General features: G+C 57.0%; 16 protein-coding genes and 1 pseudogene. 5 read left to right on the top strand and 12 right to left on the bottom strand.

Features of this window, described 5'->3' with window-relative positions; all coding sequences use genetic code 11:
- Positions 1 to 150: 150 nt before the first annotated feature.
- From AC2TDA_RS17295 to AC2TDA_RS17275, 5 genes are all read right to left on the bottom strand, one after another.
- Positions 151 to 627 carry a DDE-type integrase/transposase/recombinase gene (locus tag AC2TDA_RS17295; protein WP_480879970.1) on the bottom strand — a complete coding sequence of 159 codons (477 nt, stop codon included), beginning with the start codon at positions 625 to 627 and terminating at the stop codon, positions 151 to 153.
- A gap of 329 nt (positions 628 to 956) precedes the next feature.
- The gene (locus tag AC2TDA_RS17290) at positions 957 to 2,345 is read right to left on the bottom strand and encodes an MmgE/PrpD family protein (RefSeq protein WP_480879968.1); all 1,389 of its coding nucleotides are present in this window, start codon (positions 2,343 to 2,345) and stop codon (positions 957 to 959) included.
- 14 nt (positions 2,346 to 2,359) lie between these two features.
- A complete protein-coding gene (locus AC2TDA_RS17285; protein WP_480849770.1) occupies positions 2,360 to 3,670 on the bottom strand; it encodes a TRAP transporter large permease in 1,311 nt (436 codons plus the stop codon).
- Positions 3,671 to 3,715: 45 nt separating this feature from the next.
- Entirely contained in the window at positions 3,716 to 4,225 is a 510-nt protein-coding gene (locus tag AC2TDA_RS17280) for a TRAP transporter small permease subunit (RefSeq protein WP_480849771.1), read from the bottom strand.
- A 63-nt stretch (positions 4,226 to 4,288) separates the two neighbouring features.
- Positions 4,289 to 5,302 carry a TRAP transporter substrate-binding protein gene (locus AC2TDA_RS17275; protein ID WP_480879966.1) on the bottom strand — a complete coding sequence of 338 codons (1,014 nt, stop codon included), beginning with the start codon at positions 5,300 to 5,302 and terminating at the stop codon, positions 4,289 to 4,291.
- Between the two features lie 191 nt (positions 5,303 to 5,493).
- Here AC2TDA_RS17275 and AC2TDA_RS17270 point away from each other — a divergent pair, with 191 nt between their 5' ends.
- Entirely contained in the window at positions 5,494 to 6,831 is a 1,338-nt protein-coding gene (locus AC2TDA_RS17270) for a nitroreductase family protein (protein ID WP_480879965.1), read from the top strand.
- A gap of 81 nt (positions 6,832 to 6,912) precedes the next feature.
- Here the strand turns inward: AC2TDA_RS17270 and AC2TDA_RS17265 are convergent, their stop codons facing one another.
- Genes AC2TDA_RS17265 through AC2TDA_RS17245 form a run of 5 tightly spaced genes read right to left on the bottom strand, consistent with a single transcriptional unit; the run spans position 6,913 to position 12,662 of the window.
- Complete coding sequence (locus tag AC2TDA_RS17265) at positions 6,913 to 8,304, bottom strand: dihydroorotase (protein ID WP_480879963.1); 1,392 nt, start codon at positions 8,302 to 8,304, stop codon at positions 6,913 to 6,915.
- Positions 8,294 to 9,685: an MmgE/PrpD family protein gene (locus AC2TDA_RS17260; RefSeq protein WP_480879962.1), complete on the bottom strand. Its 1,392-nt coding sequence runs from the start codon at positions 9,683 to 9,685 to the stop codon at positions 8,294 to 8,296. Before AC2TDA_RS17260 ends, AC2TDA_RS17265 begins: the two co-directional genes overlap by 11 nt.
- Positions 9,682 to 11,052, bottom strand: coding sequence for an FAD-dependent oxidoreductase (locus AC2TDA_RS17255; RefSeq protein WP_480879960.1), 1,371 nt, complete (start codon positions 11,050 to 11,052; stop codon positions 9,682 to 9,684). Before AC2TDA_RS17255 ends, AC2TDA_RS17260 begins: the two co-directional genes overlap by 4 nt.
- 58 nt (positions 11,053 to 11,110) lie before the next feature.
- Entirely contained in the window at positions 11,111 to 11,806 is a 696-nt protein-coding gene (locus AC2TDA_RS17250) for an isochorismatase family protein (protein ID WP_480849782.1), read from the bottom strand.
- A complete protein-coding gene (locus AC2TDA_RS17245) occupies positions 11,796 to 12,662 on the bottom strand; it encodes an isocitrate lyase/PEP mutase family protein (RefSeq protein WP_480879958.1) in 867 nt (288 codons plus the stop codon). Before AC2TDA_RS17245 ends, AC2TDA_RS17250 begins: the two co-directional genes overlap by 11 nt.
- Positions 12,663 to 12,913: 251 nt before the next feature.
- Between AC2TDA_RS17245 and AC2TDA_RS17240 the strand changes: the two genes are divergently transcribed.
- Positions 12,914 to 13,564, top strand: a complete 651-nt coding sequence (locus AC2TDA_RS17240; protein ID WP_480879956.1) for a GntR family transcriptional regulator — start codon at positions 12,914 to 12,916, stop codon at positions 13,562 to 13,564.
- Positions 13,565 to 13,592: 28 nt separating this feature from the next.
- Here AC2TDA_RS17240 and AC2TDA_RS17235 read toward each other — a convergent pair.
- Together AC2TDA_RS17235 and AC2TDA_RS17230 are read right to left on the bottom strand one after the other, a co-directional pair.
- A pseudogene (locus tag AC2TDA_RS17235) lies at positions 13,593 to 13,775 on the bottom strand (IS6 family transposase); the annotation flags it as partial.
- A gap of 93 nt (positions 13,776 to 13,868) precedes the next feature.
- Positions 13,869 to 14,186, bottom strand: a complete 318-nt coding sequence (locus AC2TDA_RS17230) for a hypothetical protein (RefSeq protein ID WP_480879954.1) — start codon at positions 14,184 to 14,186, stop codon at positions 13,869 to 13,871.
- A gap of 669 nt (positions 14,187 to 14,855) precedes the next feature.
- On the opposite strand from AC2TDA_RS17230, the gene nuoH reads away from it, so the two are divergent.
- From nuoH to AC2TDA_RS17215, 3 genes are read left to right on the top strand one after another with little or no spacing between them, the layout of a single operon-like run.
- Positions 14,856 to 15,842 carry an NADH-quinone oxidoreductase subunit NuoH gene (gene nuoH / locus AC2TDA_RS17225; protein WP_480879952.1) on the top strand — a complete coding sequence of 329 codons (987 nt, stop codon included), beginning with the start codon at positions 14,856 to 14,858 and terminating at the stop codon, positions 15,840 to 15,842.
- Between the two features lie 8 nt (positions 15,843 to 15,850).
- Entirely contained in the window at positions 15,851 to 16,417 is a 567-nt protein-coding gene (locus AC2TDA_RS17220) for an NADH-quinone oxidoreductase subunit I (RefSeq protein WP_480879950.1), read from the top strand.
- Entirely contained in the window at positions 16,393 to 16,920 is a 528-nt protein-coding gene (locus AC2TDA_RS17215; protein ID WP_480879948.1) for a CBS domain-containing protein, read from the top strand. The genes AC2TDA_RS17220 and AC2TDA_RS17215 overlap by 25 nt, the downstream gene beginning before the upstream one ends.
- Positions 16,921 to 16,931 lie beyond the last annotated feature (11 nt).

Here is a 16,931-nt window from a genome sequence, read left to right as displayed (position 1 = left end):
TACCAGCTTCATTGTTTGCGATCCAAAACCTGAACGGATACGAGTTTTTTGAAAGCGAGTACATCGTACATACGCGGCGAAACTCCACTTTCTGCCTACGAAAGCAATCCGATATGCCGCAATCTTTTTGGAACGGCCTGTTCTATCATTTCACCCGGCACACCTATCCCGCCAATTGTCGAAATAGTCGAAAGCCGAACTTTGTCGCTTCAGGGAGTTGCCTCGACGGCTCATGGTGGCGACTTCGATACCATCCAGGGTAGCCGACGCAGAAGCGAGGGTTTGAACCCACACATGTGTCGCATGCGCCGACCAGTAAAATTGTGATCCTATTCCACTATGTTGTTTACGCAATTGGACCTGATCGTCTGCACTTTTGGTCGGACAACCGGAACGGTTCAGGGTTTTGTTTATCTCATGAAAACCTGCCGTATTGGCCCTGCTTCTGTTGATAACGATCTTGTCTGGGATTCCGTTTGTTGACAGTGCTTTGGCAAAGAACTTGGTTGCAACCGGACTGCTTCTTCGCTCCGACGGCACGAAATCAAGGACGCTTGCCGCTTTGTCGACCACTCGATAGTGATACATCCACTTGTCTGTCACGAACAGTAGACGGGTATCGTCCATACGCCGGGATTTCAGGGTTGGGCGCGTTCTAGATTGCGTCCGTGCAGCGACTGTCGGCGGGTACTTCACAACCCATTCAATCAAAGTTGAGTGGTCACCTCGCACACCGCGTTCGGCCATGATCTCTTCCAAATCACGATAGGACGCCGTGTACCGGAGAAAAAATATACGGCATACAGGATCGCGTCCATTGGGAAGTGCGCGCCTTCGAAGGAGATCAAACTAAAGCTTGCTCATTGTGTTTGTGGCGGCAAACGGAACCGATAGAAGCACTCTCGTCAATCAGAGCCCAGAGTTTGCGGCACCTTCAATCTCATTGGGTGGGAGAGTTAACGTGACACCACTCTTGCGCTGAAATCCTCGACAAGTTCAGCCCAACTTTTCGCGAGCAGAGTTGAATCCGCGGTTGGCAATCCGCGCAAGACGTCCAGTGCTGCGGGGTACGCCGCGCCAAGGTTACTCCTTGCCTTTCCCACAATTGCCTCGGTCGAAAACGGCTTATCTGCGGCACCAGGTGCGCTAAGGCATTCCCCGGTCAGGCTGCTCCCGTCTGAAAGTGTCACGCGGACGCGGGCAGGTCGATCATTGGGAGGCTGCATTTCCGGTACAAACGATTTCAGAACGACGCGGGCACGCAGTGCGGCCAAATCAGGATTCAAAAGTGTGTCAGCATGAAACGCTGGCGCGCCAGCGTGTCCAAAGACCGTTGTCGCAGCAACAATATGTTGCATCGAGAATTTTGCTGCCAGCGTCGTTTTTGGCGCCGCGTTGTCGAGCTTGAGCCCATGTGCATGAGTTTCAATTTCGATGCGCTGCACGTCCGTCGCCGACAGAGGACCCGTCGGCTGCAGTGCCGAAAGAATAGCCTCGACCGCAGAGTGTCCGTATTGGCAACACGCGTGCATCTTGTGATATCCGTGGGCCATGGCCCAATCTACCCCAAGCGCATTGTCGAGGGCAGGTGGCGTCGAGGTCGCCCCCAAGATATTGCTGAGCACGAGGTCAAGGCTGTTGGATGTGCCGGAAATGCCGACGCTCGACCAATCGACGGCGCGCAAACCCATTTGGGCGCAAAGACCGGGCCACACGTTTCGGACCAATGCTCCTTCAACGGCATGATTGAAAGGCCCCGGTAAGACCATGGTCGACGCTGTCTGGATGGCCAGTGCCGCGTCCGACCCAGAGAGCCTTCTCAACTTGGCGATTGAGGCGGCGGCACCTATCGTTGCTAAGCCACCGTGGGGATGAAGCCGCAAATGCGGAAAGGAATAGCACATAGCGATCCGGGCGACTGTTTCGTAGCCAACGACCAGTGCCAACAGCATTTCCTGCAACGTCCGGCCCGTCTCTTCTCCCTCCGCCAATATGGCTGGCAGGCAGTAGAGAGCAGCATGGCAGACAACAGGGCGGAACCCGCCGTCCAGTTCACACCAATCCGCCGCGGCGCCATTGCCGAGCGCTGCACTATATCGATCTAGCCGGTCGCCCGATCCGTCGAAAACACTGGACATTCCGGTGCCGGCACTTCCCGCCAACTGTTGGCGCAAGGCGATTAGCTCTGGCTCATTTCGCGCGGCGACCATTGCGGCAAAGTCATCCAGAAAGATCAGCCCTGCGCGACGCTGAATATCTGTAGGCACTTTTGTCCAGGTAAGCGCCGAAGTGAATTCGGTTAATCTTTCGAGCGCATCAGCGGTTTGCTCCGGTAGAACATTCATGGCAGTGCTCCGCCTCAGGCTGCCATTGATGGCAGAAAGGTCACGATTTCGGGGAATAGGATCAACAGGATCAGGATCAACACTTCCATGAAGATGAACGGCGTCACCCCTCGAAACACGTCGCCCAATTGCAGTGGCACGGGTGAGGCTGATCGTACGACGTAGACATTGAGACCAACCGGTGGCGTAATCAGTGAGATCTCCGCCATCTTCACCGCGATGACCCCCAGCCAAATGGGGTCGTAGCCGACCTCGGTCATTACCGGGAACATGACTGGCAAGGTCATGATCATGATCGCAATCGGCTCAATAAACATGCCGAGGACGAGGAAGAGCAGCGCAAAAGCCAGAAGGTAGGCAAATGGGGGAAGCTCGTAGGCCAGTACGATCTCTGAAATAGAGGTCACCAGGCCGGTGTAGGTAAGAAAGCGCGCAAAGAGCATACCGCCGATGATCACCGTGAAGATGGTCGAAGAGGTGACTACGGCGTCGCGAAAGGTTTCCGCCAGCACTGGCCCTTGGCTCCGGCGTTTCAGGAAAACGATCAGAAAGGCCCCGAATGCACCAACAGCGCCGGCATAGGTCGGCACGAAATAACCGCCGTAGATGCCGCCGATGACCAGCGTGAAGAGAGCGACGATGCCCCAAACGTTCTTGAGCGATCCCAGCTTTTCGGACATCGGAATCGGGGTGGTCGGCATAGGCGCGATTTCGGGTTTGCGCTTTACCATTACGTATATGCCAGCGAGGAAGACCAGAGCTGTCAGAACGCCAGGTACGAGTCCTGCGACCAGCAGCCGGCCGACCGATTGTTCGGTGATCAGCGCGTAGATGACCATCAAAACGCTTGGCGGGATCATTGCAGCCAGCGTGCCAGAAGCGGCGATGGCCCCTGCGCTGAGTTTCTTGTCATAACCCAAGGCGGTCATTTCCGGCATCGCCATGCGAGTGAAAACAGCCGCGTTCACGATGGTTGAACCGGAGGCCGCGCCAAAAGCAGCCGAGCCGATGGTCGTGGTCATGGCCAGGCCACCGGGCAAGCGCGAGATCCAGTTGTAGGCAGCGCGGTAGAGTTCAGTTGTCAGGCCGGCTTGGGTCGCGAGCGACCCCATCAGAATGAACAGAGGGATTACCGCCAACGTGAAGGAGTTGGTTGTGCTGAATGGAACGGTCGCCAACTGCGCGAGTGACGCGTCAGGCCCGGCGGTCAGATACATCCCCAGAAGACCTCCCAGGCCCAACGACACACCGATATGCGCGCCGAACAGCAGGAGAAAAGCGACGAGGCCGATAACAAGGAGAGCGGCTGAGGCTGGATCAAGCAAAGTTTGCTTCCTTTTAACTATAGGAGCAGGGAAGAACTCGTCGGTTCAGCCGAGCTCGAATTCCTTCTCGACACCAAATCTGACGATATTCCGGATCAGATCGAGGACGAGTTGCAGGATCATGATCGCGGTGCCGCCGACGAGGGCAAAGCGGGCGGGCCAAAGCGGCATCCGCACAAGGCCGGATGTTTTTTCCGAGATGGCATAGCTGAACATGGCTTCGTCGTAACTTTGCCAGAGCAGCAGACTAAAAAAGAGAATTCCGGCCAGTGAGGCCACCACGTCCATGACAGACCGCAGCCGAGGTCCGGCTTTCAGGTACGCCAGTTCAACTCGTAGGTGCCGGTGGCGAATCTGGCCAAGGGCCAGACCGCCAAAGACGATCAACACCATCGTGCTTTCTGTGACCTCAAGGGCGCCGGGCAACGGATGGTTGAACAAAGTGCCAACAACATCCCCAACCCCGAAAAACATGGAGATTAGGAGCCCTAATGCGCCGAGGAGAACTGCAAAGAACGCAAGTTTCTCCAAGGCATTTTGTACTTTGTCTAGCATCGGACTCCTCCACTGATGGACGAGGGCGTTTGGGCAGCCCCCGTTACAATCTATGCTCGTCGACTATTCTGCGGCGGTCTGCGCGCGCCAAGCCTCTGCAGCGGCTGCGGCGGCTTCACCGTGACCTCGGCCTTCCAGTTCTTGGACCCATGCCTCAAGAATGTCGGGTGCGGCGGCGTGCCACGACTTGATCTGTTCGTTGGAATACGTGTGAATTGTCACGCCTTCGTCGACCAGCCGTTCAGCGGCTGCAGCTTCGCTCGCGTCGACCCATTCCACGTAGCGTTGCTGCGCTTTGCTCGCTTCCTCCAAGAAGATTTCTTGGATGTCCTGAGGCAGACGCTGCCATGCGCGTTCGCCGATGACGATCATGTGGCCCGAAATGGAAATGCCAGGGCCGCACAGGTTTGGGCCGGGTTCGCTTAGGCGCAGAGCCTCGATGTTGCCGATATTGACGAATGCATAGTCGAGCGTTCCGCGCTCAAGCGCTTCGTATTGATCGCCCGCGCCCACCGATTGCGGAACGGCACCGGCAGCGGCCATTACTTTAGGAATGTCGGAACCGAAGGTTCGAACCTTTTTGCCCCGCAGGCCTTCGACGGTCTTGCATTCATCAGAAGGGCCAGCGAGGTAATACGAACCAATCGGTTGGTGGAACAGTCGACGCACGCGCAGCGGCTTCAACTCATCTTCAAACGCCGGGATGTTGTTATAGGAATACTCCGCCACGGCGATCGCTTCGGCCGGGCTGTCGAAGACGAAGGGCAGCTGCAGGGCCTTGGCGAATAGCAGCTGGTCGGCATAGTAGCCGGGCACGACGGCAGCCAGGTCGATGGCACCGCGACCGGCGAGAGGCAAAAGTTCACCTCCGGAGCCGAGGCCGCCCGAATAGACCACATTGAATTCGACACGGCCTTCACTGCGTTCCTCGACCGCCTGAATGAATTGCTGTTCGACTTCAAGGAAGGGACCGTTTGCGAGGTAGTGACCCCAATTCAGACGATAGTCGGCGGCTTGGGCGGCCGATCCGAGAGCGATAGCTGAGACGGCGCCGAGCACCAGTGTATTCAGTTTCATGAGTTCATTGGTCCTTGTCTTGAATTGCTTTGGTTGTGCCGCGAACGACGTGTCTAGCCCTTCATCTTATTGCTTTGGGCAAATTGCATTCAAATCTGCAATCTGTCAACAGTTTACTTTCTACAAAAGTTCGATAAAACGTGCTCCATAATCCGATGAGAATGAAAAAACAAGAAAGAGGCCTGTAATTCATGGGGAATTCCGACAACACATTGCAGACCGACATCCTTAAAAAAATTGCGGAACGACAATCCTGCCGCGCATTTGATGGAAGCAGTATAGATGTAGCCGTCTTGCGACAGATCGTTTCGGACGGGACCCAAGCCCCATCCTCCTGTAATCAGCAGCACTGGCATTTTGTAATCGTGACCGATCGCACTCTTCTACAAGAGGCTGCTCGGATTGCGGGAGGCAACCCACATTTCGCCGAATGCGGTGCACTGGTTTACCTGTGTTTCCAGAAAGGCTGGGCGCACCGCAATTACTCGGTGATTCAGTCGGTCGCCGCTGCCGGCTACCACATGATTCTCAGCGCACATCTGCGCGGCTTCGCGACGATCTGGAACGCCGGGATTGGGTCGGATTCTGCATTGCGCGATATGCTTGGTGTGCCGTCACTGTTCGAGATTCAAGGTGCACTGGCGATTGGGCGTGCCCGAACGGACGCACCGCGTCTCAAGGCCCCGCGCCGCGATCCCAACAGCATAATGTCCGTCAACCGGTTTGTCCGTCCGGCTCACACGATCTATCCGGCCAAGCCCGCCGAAGCTTACCCGATGGCGCAGATCGGGAATGACGACAACCCCTTTGCGGAATGGGACCCTACGCGCTGGAGCTGGGCGCAGCTTGCCGATTACCGGGCCTTCGCTGTCTGGGCCAAGTCGCCGCTGGCGGGGGTTTACCGTTCTCAGCGCAACGGTATGGCTTTCGAATGCGACATGGAGATTATGCCCGAGCTGCCCGCCTCGGCCCGGGTAGCCGAACTGATGGGTTGGGGCGGTACGTCGACCGTCGTTCTGCGCAGAGCGATGCCCGAGACTGCTCGGCTGGAAATCGTGGAGTTGTCGCGGCACAATCTCGAATTCATCCGCACCCGCCTCGAAAACGAGGGGCTGGGCGCGCGTCCTTCGGATTATCACCTTTGGGCCGGAGGGCGCCTACCGTTCGAAGATGCTGCTCTCGACGCCGTCTACATGCCACAAGTTCTGGAACAGATGCCGGATCCCGAGACAGTTCTTGATGAAGTCCAGCGCATTTTGAAACCTGACGGGGTTGTTCTGGCCAGCAGCCGGAATTTGTGCTCTCGATACGGGCGTTTGTGGCAGCAAGAGGAAAGTCGCGGACAGGTGCCACTTCAGGGGCCATTCACGCCGCTGACAGCGCGGCACCTGGCAGAGATGATCGGGACCCGGTTCAAAGTCGCGGACGCGGTTGGAATCGGTGCGGAGGCGACACATGACACCGAAGTCAGCCGGGGATGGCCGCGGTACCGGCGCCGGATCTACGCGGTGCTGGGACGGAAAAGTTAAATGGTGCAGATGTGAGTGAGGCAGGAACCATGCTCCTGCCTCACAAGTATTTCTGGGCCTGCGCCACACTGGCGCGGTATGTCAGAAGTCCAGCTTGCGGTGCATGTAACAGCCGCTCCCAACGGCATCTTGGACGAGTGTTCCGTCGAAAACGACATGCCGACCACGCACGAAGGTGTCCGTAACCACCCCCTTGAGCGACCAGCCCTCGTAGATCGAGTAACCCGCTGAGGAAACAACATCTTCGCGCCGCAACTCGCGTTCCGCGTCCAGGTCTACAAGGACAAAGTCAGCGTCGAGCCCTGGCGCAATACGCCCTTTGCGATGCGATAACCCCATGAGGCGAGCGGGATTTTCAGACAGCAGTTCCACCACCCGCTCCAACGGCAACCCGCGCTTGTGATAGCCCTCGCTCAACATGACAGGCAGCAGCGTTTCCATACCGGGGCAACCAGGTGAAGCTTTCCAGATACCTCCATTCTTGCTGCTGATGTCGCGATGCACATGGTCGGTGGCAACCGTGTCGATGTCTCCATCAAAGATCGCCTGCCACAGGCGCTCACAATGTTCGGCGCGGCGCAGCGGAGGGTTGATCTTACCGACTACGCCACCCTCCCAGTCAGTGTCGTGCGTCAGGTATTGCGGACAGGTTTCAAGGTAAACCGTATCGCCAGATGCCCGCCGGGTTAGCGCGGCCTCCACCGCTTCGACCGACGAGGTATGCACAACGTAGAGCGGCGCACCGGCCTGGTTTACAACATAAGAGGCGCGCTGCACCGCCTCACCCTCAATGAATCCCGGGCGTGAAGCATCCCACGAGTCAAGGCCGCCGGTCCCGTCCGGGTCAGCTTTCATCGTCCGCTCCCGCATAACCCAGGCCACTTCGATATTTTCCGGGTGCGGATTGACCATGCCTCCGTGTTCAGCAGCCGCCTCGGCAAGCCGAAAGAGATAACCGTCATCGATGTCGGGCAGACCGAGCCGTTCGCCTTCGCCGCCACGGTTGTTCATGAATATTTTCAGCGTTGGCGCGCCGTGATCAACGATATAGCTGGGCACCGAGGCGAGTTGGTCTTCGGTCGAGATGATGAAGTGATAACCGAAGTCGATACGCGCCCCGGCCTCGGTAACCTCGATCACGTCTTCGATAATCTTCTCATAGGGATCGTTGCTCAACAGGTAGGGGATCATGCAAGTGACCCCACCAATCGCCGCCGCCGCGGTTTCGCGGGCGGCATCTTCCGCCACACGAGGGCGCGAGATGTCCTTTCCGTGGCCGAGATGGAGATGACCATCGATGACGCCGGGCAAAACGACTTTTCCGTCCGCGACCAGTTCCTTGACAGCGCGGGCCTTGGTGCCGGGCTCGAGGATCGCGGCGATCTTTCCGTCCGTCACACCGATGTCGCAACGCGTCCTGCCAGTATCCGGTAAGACCGCTTCACCGCCTCTGATGATAAGATCATAGGGCATAAGATATCTCCATGTTACTAGCGGCAGCGCGCAGACTCCGCGTCACCGGCTCGAGCGTCGGCAGGCGAGTGAGGTTACAAAGAGGCTCTACGAGGCTCGTCGCGCCGGTCCTACCCCCCATTCGCTTAACATTGTTTTCGAATTTCTGATGGATCGCTGCTTCGGATGGTGGGCGCGTATAATTACCGAACACATCATCGATACTATGGCTGTGTTTTTCGCCATTTTTCAGGTGCAGGCATAACCGGGCGTCAAATTTGACTGGAAAAGCGCTGTCTTCCAGAATCTCCCAAGTGCTCCGTGCGGCCAGTTCATGCACTCCGTCGGCCACCGGACGGTCGAATTGATCAAGGCCGACCGCGCCTTCAACCATCTGCATCGCGGTCACGACCGGTAGACTCCAACGCGCCTGATGCCCCTCTGCGCGGATCTTGGCTTCCCAAGGATCACATATGATGGCCGCAGCTCCTTGTGGCACAAAAAAGCACATCTCTTCGATGTCTGCCGGGGCAATTCCGTCGGACAGGATTTGCGCAGCCTCAACAAAGGGATGGATGTAGTGACAGCAAGGCAGGAACTTGTAAGCCGCATCCAACAGGTGCCACTTGGAGCCGAGATCGTCGAGGCTTTGCTCGAAACGCCCTGCGGCGGCGCGATCCCCGGCGAAAATACTGAACAGGCCGTAGGGATCATCGAAAGGACGGTCGGGGCCTGTGATCCCGGCTTCGGCCAACTCGGCGGCCTTGATTCCGGCATGGGCGGCCCAGCCGGGATGCATAGATTTCACATTTGCTCCGTTCGACAGGAAAGCAAAAACGCCCGACGCCTGCGACAGGGCAATGCCGATGGCGTTTCCTGTGCTTTCGCGATCGAGCCCGCGCAGGTCCGCTGATATTGCAGCTGCGCTCAAGGCACCGCCGACGGAGGTGACCTGAAAGCCCCTGCCTTGGAACCCACCTGCAGCGGAAAGTCCGATGCGGATGAGCACCTCGTACCAGATCGCGTAGCTACGGATCATCTTCGAACCTGAGCAATCGGTAGCCTCGGCCATGGCCAGCGCAGAGGCCGCCAGAACCGAGCTGCCATGCACGATCGAACCGGTATGGGTATCATCATACTCGAGCGAATGCATAAGCCCACCGTTGACCAGCGCGGCCTCCGCTGGAACCGTACCACCGTCGAGCCCGAGAACCGTGGACAAGCCATTAGGAGACATGTGTTGTTCGGCATAATGCAGCCAGGGACGCCCGGCCAATGTGGTGGCCGCCGCCGTCCCTACACCGACGATATCCATCAAATGCAAAGCAGCGCAGCTTTCGACCTTAGGTGGCAGTTCCGTGATCGACGCCACCTTGTCCAACAATCGCTCAAGCAATGTCATGCGAGAGCCTTCAGGTCCACGGCTGCGGCAAGCGCGGCCAGCCTTCCCAATGCTACGGCGGTCAATAAGCCGTTGCCTGACGCATATCCTGTAGCCCCGGCGCGCCCGGAGATGCCGGCGGCCGCGCCCCCACCCGCAAATAGTCCGGGAACCGGTGTGCCATCATTGCGCAGGACCCGGGCGTCGGCATCAACATGCAGTCCGCCCTGGGTGTGGAATAATGCGGGCACGACCCGGCAAGAATAGAACGGCGCCTGCAATGGGGCGATCCCAAAATTCGTGCGGCCAAAGCTGTCGGAGCCGCCGGCCTTGACGGCCGCCTGATACGCGGCGACCGACGCCTCGACACTAGCTCCGTCCAACCCTTGGGCGGCAGCGGCTTCAGCCACGGTGTCACCCTGCTTCAGCCCACCATGTTCATAGAGTTCGGCAAATTCTTCTTCTTGCATGGCGATGTCGAAGATACGCTTGTCAAAGATTGCGTAGGCATATTTTCCCTGTGCCAGTACGTTCTTGGCATAGCCAGAATAGCCAAGGCTTTCGTCCCCGAACCGCTCGCCATTCTCACCCAGCAGAACACCGCCTTTTTCGATCGTCGTCCAGGATAGGATGCTGCCATGTGGATCTGCGACAGCGGCATAGCCCTGATAGGCCGCCATATTGTCAAATTGCGCGTCCAGTTCTTCGCCCCATTCCACAGCCTCGCCATCGGAGCCTGCGGCGCCAAAATACTGGGCTGCCGCAATCTCCGGGCAAAACCGCTCGACAAGCGCCCGATTGTTGCCAAATCCGTTCAAGGCCAGCAGTGTCGCGGCGGCGCGGATCTCCACAGGCTCGCCATCGCCAGTGTCCACGACAGCGCCTCGGACTGCGCCATCCTCAATGATCAATCGCTTGACGCTGTTGCCCACCGCCAGCGGAATATCACGCTCTTCGACCGCGCGAACAAGATCGTTGACCAGGTCGATGCCGCGGCGAGATTTCGGCGCATGCAGGCGCTGTACGGAATGGCCGATGTGCTTGTAAGCAGTGACGAGTTCGATCCGCGCCTTAACGGTGTCGACCAGCCATTCGACGGTTTCCGCCGAAATGTCCGTCATCCGTCGCACAAGCGCCTCGTCGTCGGTTTCGCCGGCTGTGGCGATCAGGTCGCGGAAGTAGGTTTCAGGATCATCCTTCAACCCAGCCTCTTTCTGGAAACGGGTTCCAGCCGCAGGAACGGACCCGGTGCTGAGGGCGGAATTGCCGCCGGGCCGGTCGGTCTTTTCGACAATAGCGGTAGTCAGACCGGCATCTGATGCGGCAATCGCCGCACATAAACCGCAGGCACCTGCTCCGATTACCAAGAAATCCACATCATTGGCCATGGGCTCTCCTTGAAGCTAGAAAATTGAGGCCACGCACGACAAAGCGTGGCCAACTTAGTCAGGCGATATCCGCCAGAACCGAAACCACATCATCTGTCGGCATGACATCGGCGTATTTGGACGCCATGTCGAACAGGTTCACCGCATGCGAGGTCTGCGATCGGTCATAACAGGCATCTTCGGGTACGGTGATATGGAAGTTGTAGGCAAAGCCGTCGACTACCGACCCGCGAACGCAGCCGCTGGTGGTGCAGCCTGTCACGATCAGGGAATCAACGTTGAGATCGATCAGGTAGCTGGCGAGCGGAGTGCCGAAGAAGGCGCTCGGATGTTTCTTGGGCAACAGGATGTCGTCTTCAGTTGGCGCAACTTCCGGAACGAATTCGTAGCCTTTTGCCGAAACCCCCATCAGTGCCGGCACCTTCTCGGCCAGGCGCCCGACGTCGAAAGATTGCTTGGGTGCAACGTAGGGGTAAAGGATTGGCCAGTTGTTCTTGCGGAAAACCTTCACCAGGCGCGCAATATTGGCCACCGCATCCCAACCGACTTGCCCACAAGAGGTTGGAAATTCCTTCACGGCTTCGAAGAAGGGTTTGGGCGTTGTGCCGACAGTGCGGTACTGCACATCTATGATCAACAAGGCCGGGCGTTTGCCGAGCCCGGTCGGTGCGCCGAAACCTGCCGCTGCGTAAGCGCGCTTTTCTTCCTCGCTGATGATGCCATCCCACGGGCGCGAAACAGTTTTATTGGTCATTGTATTTCTCCTCTAGAGCGTCCCAACGTGCCTTGGAGACGGTACGTTGACGTTCCTCGAAGGACGCCAAACGGTTGGCGACCGTTTCGAGAGATCCTTCATCTTTCAAGCTGCCCAGTACCTCGCGCGTGGCTTTGAGTGCAGCCTGAAGTGCTGCATTGGCGTAAAGCACGACCCCGAATCCGTGTTTAGCCAACTCTTCGCGCCCGGGATCGGGCGTCTTACCACCGAAGACGATGTTTGCGACCTGTGGGACCAGCAACTCCTTGCCGATCCTGGCAAGCTCGTCGAAACTGCGCGGCGCCTCAACAAACGTCATATCTGCGCCTGCTTCGATATAGGCATTGGCACGCTCAAGCGCGGCGTCCAGTCCTTCGATTGCGCGTGCGTCGGTGCGCGCGATGATCAAGAGATCCTGATCCACGCGGCTGTCCACCGCCGCCTTCACCTTCTGGACCATTTCCGATTGCGGAATGACGGCCTTGCCGTTGAAGTGGCCGCATTTCTTCGGGAAGACTTGGTCCTCGATTTGTATCGCCGAAGCGCCAGCACGCTCCAGCATTCGGACTGTGCGGACCATGTTGACCGCATTGCCAAAGCCGGTATCCGCATCGACGATGATTGGTACATCGACCGCTTCAGCCATTGCTGAGACCGCTTGTGCGACCTCCGTAATGGTGGTCAGGCCAATATCGGGGGCGCCGAGGTTCATGTTCGCGATTCCAGCGCCTGTAGCGTAGATTGCCTGGAAGCCAAGTTCCTCAGCAACGCGGGCAAACATAGCATTGGCCGCGCCCGGCACTGTAACAGCCTCGCGAGCCTGAATAAGCACCTTCAGCTTTGTCGTATTCTTCATAGTCAAACAAATCTCCGGGGTAAGCGGGCGGGCCCCGCTAGTCCTATTTGACATCTTGGCTAACTCATAAACATGACAACTGTCAACAGTTGACGGAAAACAGATTACGATTTACTGTCTCGACAGATCTGCGCGTCAGCCAGTATGTTCTTCAGTGAACTGTAATTGCCGGGTTTCCGCGACAGAGCGATAAAAAGTGACGCTGGCTAGGCAAATGCTCGAAATCGTGTCGATCCAAACAAAGGTAGACGATGGAACAAATAAAAAGCACCTCTTTGGTCTCAGAGGCTTTCGAAAGTGTGGTTGAAGCTATAACCTCAGGCGAATTCGAACCCGGGCAAAAGATATCGGAATCGGAATTGGCTCGTCAGCTTGGGATCAGCCGCGGCCCTTTGAGAGAGGCGCTTCATCGCCTCGAAGGGCGCCTGGTATCCCGTGTACCGCGCATCGGTGTTCGCGTGATTGAATTTGGCGCAGAAGAAATGCGCCAACTGTTCTACTTACGGGAGGCCATGGAAGGCATGGCGGCACGCCTAGCGGCCGTACATATTTCGGATGAACGATTGGTGGAACTGGAGAACCTCCTCAAACTGCACACCTCGAGCGTGGAGGAGTCTGGAAAACGCATCTATCTGCAAAAGACGCCGGACGAGGACTTCCATTTTGCCATCGCGCAAGCATCGACATGTGCAAATATTGAACGCCTGTTGCTGAACGAAGTGTACTACCAACTTCGCATTCACCGCCTGCGATCCTCGACAAGTCCCGGTCGCGCCGATCAGGCATTGAAGGAGCACTACCAGATTTTCGACCGTATCGCGGCACACGACCCGGATGGAGCCGAGGAAGCGATGCGCGAACATATTCGTGCAGCTCAAGAAAACAGCTTGAAAAGTCTTTAGATAGGCTCTGTAGCAAAAAAATTAGGTGCACTGGTCGAGTTCGTCTCATGATGAACCTGTGATTTTGTTCCACAATGTTATTAAGGGATTTCCGTCTCACCATCTCGATCGGGATCGGACAGCCAATGCCCGCAAGCATTTTGTTGATGGCCTTGAGGTTCGCGGTGTTGGCCCCGCTCTAGTCGATCACAATCTTCCTCGGCAATCCATTTGCATTTGTCATTGTGCCTTTAATTGCTGGACGCAGATACTTCCTGGTGCACTTGCCTCGAATTTGCGCCCTTAATTCTCGGATATCGACAGGCTAGCGGCGGCTTTTTTCAAGCGTTCGGCCAGCACGTCGGAGCAACTCTGAACGGTCCACATTTACACCGAGTTGTTCGATTGCTTGTTTCGCCGCCACCAGAAAATCGGGTTTAGTTGTGTTGTCGGATTTTCGTGCCGGGAACCAAGCCTTCTGAGTTTTGTGATCATCTTTCGCCAGTGTCGTCGAACTGCATGAAAAGTGAATCAGGTGATCCAATAAATTACGTTGACTAGGGAATGCCATGCCTAACCTTTCTTGTGCGGTAGGATCACGACGCATTGCAATAGATACAGCCGCCAATGGTCTCGCAATCATTAGATGCACCGCTGCGAGCATAAAATACTAATCATGGCGTGTCTTGGAGCAGAGTCCAGCTTGACAAAGCTCTGGCACAAGAACTCGGATGACTTGTAGCGCCAAGTCCAATTGCCGACCAACATGCTGACTTCCGCGCCAATACAGCTGCTCCAACCACGCTGCGCCCATTGAAGCTCGGGCTTCCAACCGTGTGGGAGTTCGAAACTCTTCGCTTGGTGAGGTGCCGAGAGGTAATAGGCTAGAACCGCAGGATTTGCAGATCAAAGACCAAGCGTAGCGCCAATGACGCAGGGAAATTCCAGGCACTTTTTGCGTGCATTTAGGACAGTGTTGAAAGCCTGAACAGGATACAATTTCGACTGGAAGTTCCGCGCGGCGGACGAGCATCATGCCTTGCATGTCACTCGGCGACAGACGGGCAAGGGTGCCGAACCTTTTGATGTTTGCGCCTTGCAGCTCATCATTGACCTTCGTCGGGTGAGTACGATCCGATCGCTGATAGAACGCGTCATATTCAAAACTTCACAACAGAACCGTTGACGTGACAACACCCAGCAAGCTGCTCTGACAAGATCTCCGAAAATATGCTAGTGTTGGCTGTGTGCTTTTTTTCCGGGATAGCAGCCGCCGAGCGCCTCGGTCCCGACTTTGAACGAACTTATAGTCATGGAACTCGTTATCGCTATTGGTCTGATCGTCCTGAAGGTCGCCATCCTGATCGCGGCGCTGCTGTTGCTGCCGCTGCCTTTGGTCTGGCTTGAACGCAAGATCGCCGGGCGCATTCAGCAACGCATGGGTCCGATGCGGGTTGGCTGGCATGGAGTGTTGCAGCCTTTGGCGGACGGCATCAAACTTCTGACCAAAGAGGATCATATCCCCGCCGACGCGGATCGGCTGATATTCAAACTCGCCCCGGTTCTGGCGATGATGCCTCCGTTTGTCGTGTTTGTCGCGATACCCTTTGGCGAAAGCGTCTCGGTCCTGGGCCACGAGATCACGCTTTATGTTTCAGACATGAACGTAGCCCTTCTTTTCGTATTCGCGGTGATCGGGATCGAAGTTTACGGGGTCATCTTCGGCGGTTGGGCTTCAAACAGCAAGTACTCCGTTCTGGGCGGGCTGAGGACCTGCGCCCAAATGATCAGCTATGAGATTCCGATGGGGTTTGCTGTCATCGGTGTGGTGATGCTGGCGCAGTCCATGAGCCTTCTCGATATTGTGCGCGCGCAGTCCGATATGTGGAACGTGGTGTATCAGCCTGTGGGGTTCTTCGTCTTCTTCGTCGCCGGTTTGGCCGAGGCGCAGCGCATTCCTTTCGATCTGGCCGAGGCTGAAGGCGATCTGGGTGCAGGATTTCACACTGAATACAGTGGCATCCGGTTCATTTTCTTCATGGTCAGCGAATATGTGGTGATGGTTCTGGTCTCGGTCCTGACGGTAATCCTGTTCTTTGGCGGCTGGAACGGGGTGTTGATCCCCTTGCCGCCGATCCTTTGGTTCATTCTGAAGGTGGCCTTTTTCATCTATGTTTTCATGTGGTTCCGCTTCACTTTCCCGCGCTACCGCTATGATCAGCTGATGGAGATCGGCTGGAAAGTCTTGCTTCCGCTATCACTCGCGAACATAATGATAACCGGGGTTGTTTTCCTATGAGGGCAACCATGACAGACGTTGCAAATAAACGGCAAGGCTGGATCGGGTGGGCTTTCTTCGCCGACCTTGGCGATGCGCTGATGCTGACGTTCAGCTACATGCTGTCGCGGCCGGTGACCCAGCAATATCCCGACAAGGAAAAATGGCTGCCCTATGCGCGCTATCGAGGCCACCATTTCCTCAAGCGCAACGAAGAAGGCGAAATAAACTGCGTCGCCTGTGAACTTTGCGCCAAGATCTGCCCCTGCGACTGCATCACCGTGGTTCCGTACGAGGATGAAAACGGCGCGCGCCACCCCAAGGTGTTCGACATCGACACCGCGCGGTGCTTGTTTTGCGGCCTATGCGAGGACGCGTGCCCGGCGGACGCCATCGCGCTGGGTCAACAATACGAATTCTCCAGCTACGACTCGGCCCTTCTGGTAGTGGACCGGGATACGCTCCTGACGATGCCCGGCAAGGCCGAAACCGGTGGCGGCGTGGTCAACGCCCGGCTGGAAACCACAGACGGTGTACGCGTGCAGACCGCGCAGGACGCGGGATACAACTGGTGGCGGAACATTCGGCGCAAGTGAAGTTGCTAGAGGACGGAGACACGCATGTGGCAACTGGCGGGAACATCGCCAAGGAGGTATGGATGTTCGTTTCTGACGTATTGCAATCGAAGAATTCCGAGGTGATTTCGGTAACCCCGGGCACGACGATGGTCGAGGTGCTCAGACTCTTCAGGGAAAGACGGATTGGCCTGGCCGTCGTGGGCACGACACCGGCGCACGCCCTTGGCACGGTGTCGGAACGCGACTTCTGCAATGCCGTGGCCGAGCGGGGCGCCGAGGTCGCCAGATTGCCGGTGTCGGACATCATGCGGGGCGATATTTCCACCTGTTCCAAGGATGACGTGCTGCCAAAGGTCTCGGCGACAATGATTCAACAGCGGACACGGCACGTTCTGGTGATGGACGGCGAAACGGTCGCCGGGGTGATCAGCATCGGCGACGTGGTCAAGGCGCGTCTGGACGAAGCATTGAGGACGCAGAAGGAACTGCATGAATATATCGCAGGGACCGGATATCACTGACCTGCAACCTG

The organism is Ruegeria sp. HKCCD6426 (assembly GCF_057221115.1).
The sequence above is the reverse complement of the archived record's forward strand: the minus strand, read 5'-3'. Positions and strand labels throughout refer to the sequence as shown.

Bases quoted from the DNA above. Each gene is read 5' to 3' on its own strand.
- AC2TDA_RS17295 (WP_480879970.1), bottom strand. From the start codon at position 627: ATGGACGATACCCGTCTACTGTTCGTGACAGACAAGTGGATGTATCAC.
- AC2TDA_RS17290 (WP_480879968.1), bottom strand. From the start codon at position 2,345: ATGAATGTTCTACCGGAGCAAACCGCTGATGCGCTCGAAAGATTAACC.
- AC2TDA_RS17280 (WP_480849771.1), bottom strand. From the start codon at position 4,225: ATGCTAGACAAAGTACAAAATGCCTTGGAGAAACTTGCGTTCTTTGCA.
- AC2TDA_RS17275 (WP_480879966.1), bottom strand. From the start codon at position 5,302: ATGAAACTGAATACACTGGTGCTCGGCGCCGTCTCAGCTATCGCTCTC.
- AC2TDA_RS17270 (WP_480879965.1), top strand. From the start codon at position 5,494: ATGGGGAATTCCGACAACACATTGCAGACCGACATCCTTAAAAAAATT.
- AC2TDA_RS17265 (WP_480879963.1), bottom strand. From the start codon at position 8,304: ATGCCCTATGATCTTATCATCAGAGGCGGTGAAGCGGTCTTACCGGAT.
- AC2TDA_RS17260 (WP_480879962.1), bottom strand. From the start codon at position 9,685: ATGACATTGCTTGAGCGATTGTTGGACAAGGTGGCGTCGATCACGGAA.
- AC2TDA_RS17255 (WP_480879960.1), bottom strand. From the start codon at position 11,052: ATGGCCAATGATGTGGATTTCTTGGTAATCGGAGCAGGTGCCTGCGGT.
- AC2TDA_RS17250 (WP_480849782.1), bottom strand. From the start codon at position 11,806: ATGACCAATAAAACTGTTTCGCGCCCGTGGGATGGCATCATCAGCGAG.
- AC2TDA_RS17245 (WP_480879958.1), bottom strand. From the start codon at position 12,662: ATGAAGAATACGACAAAGCTGAAGGTGCTTATTCAGGCTCGCGAGGCT.
- AC2TDA_RS17240 (WP_480879956.1), top strand. From the start codon at position 12,914: ATGGAACAAATAAAAAGCACCTCTTTGGTCTCAGAGGCTTTCGAAAGT.
- AC2TDA_RS17230 (WP_480879954.1), bottom strand. From the start codon at position 14,186: ATGATTGCGAGACCATTGGCGGCTGTATCTATTGCAATGCGTCGTGAT.
- nuoH (WP_480879952.1), top strand. From the start codon at position 14,856: ATGGAACTCGTTATCGCTATTGGTCTGATCGTCCTGAAGGTCGCCATC.
- AC2TDA_RS17220 (WP_480879950.1), top strand. From the start codon at position 15,851: ATGACAGACGTTGCAAATAAACGGCAAGGCTGGATCGGGTGGGCTTTC.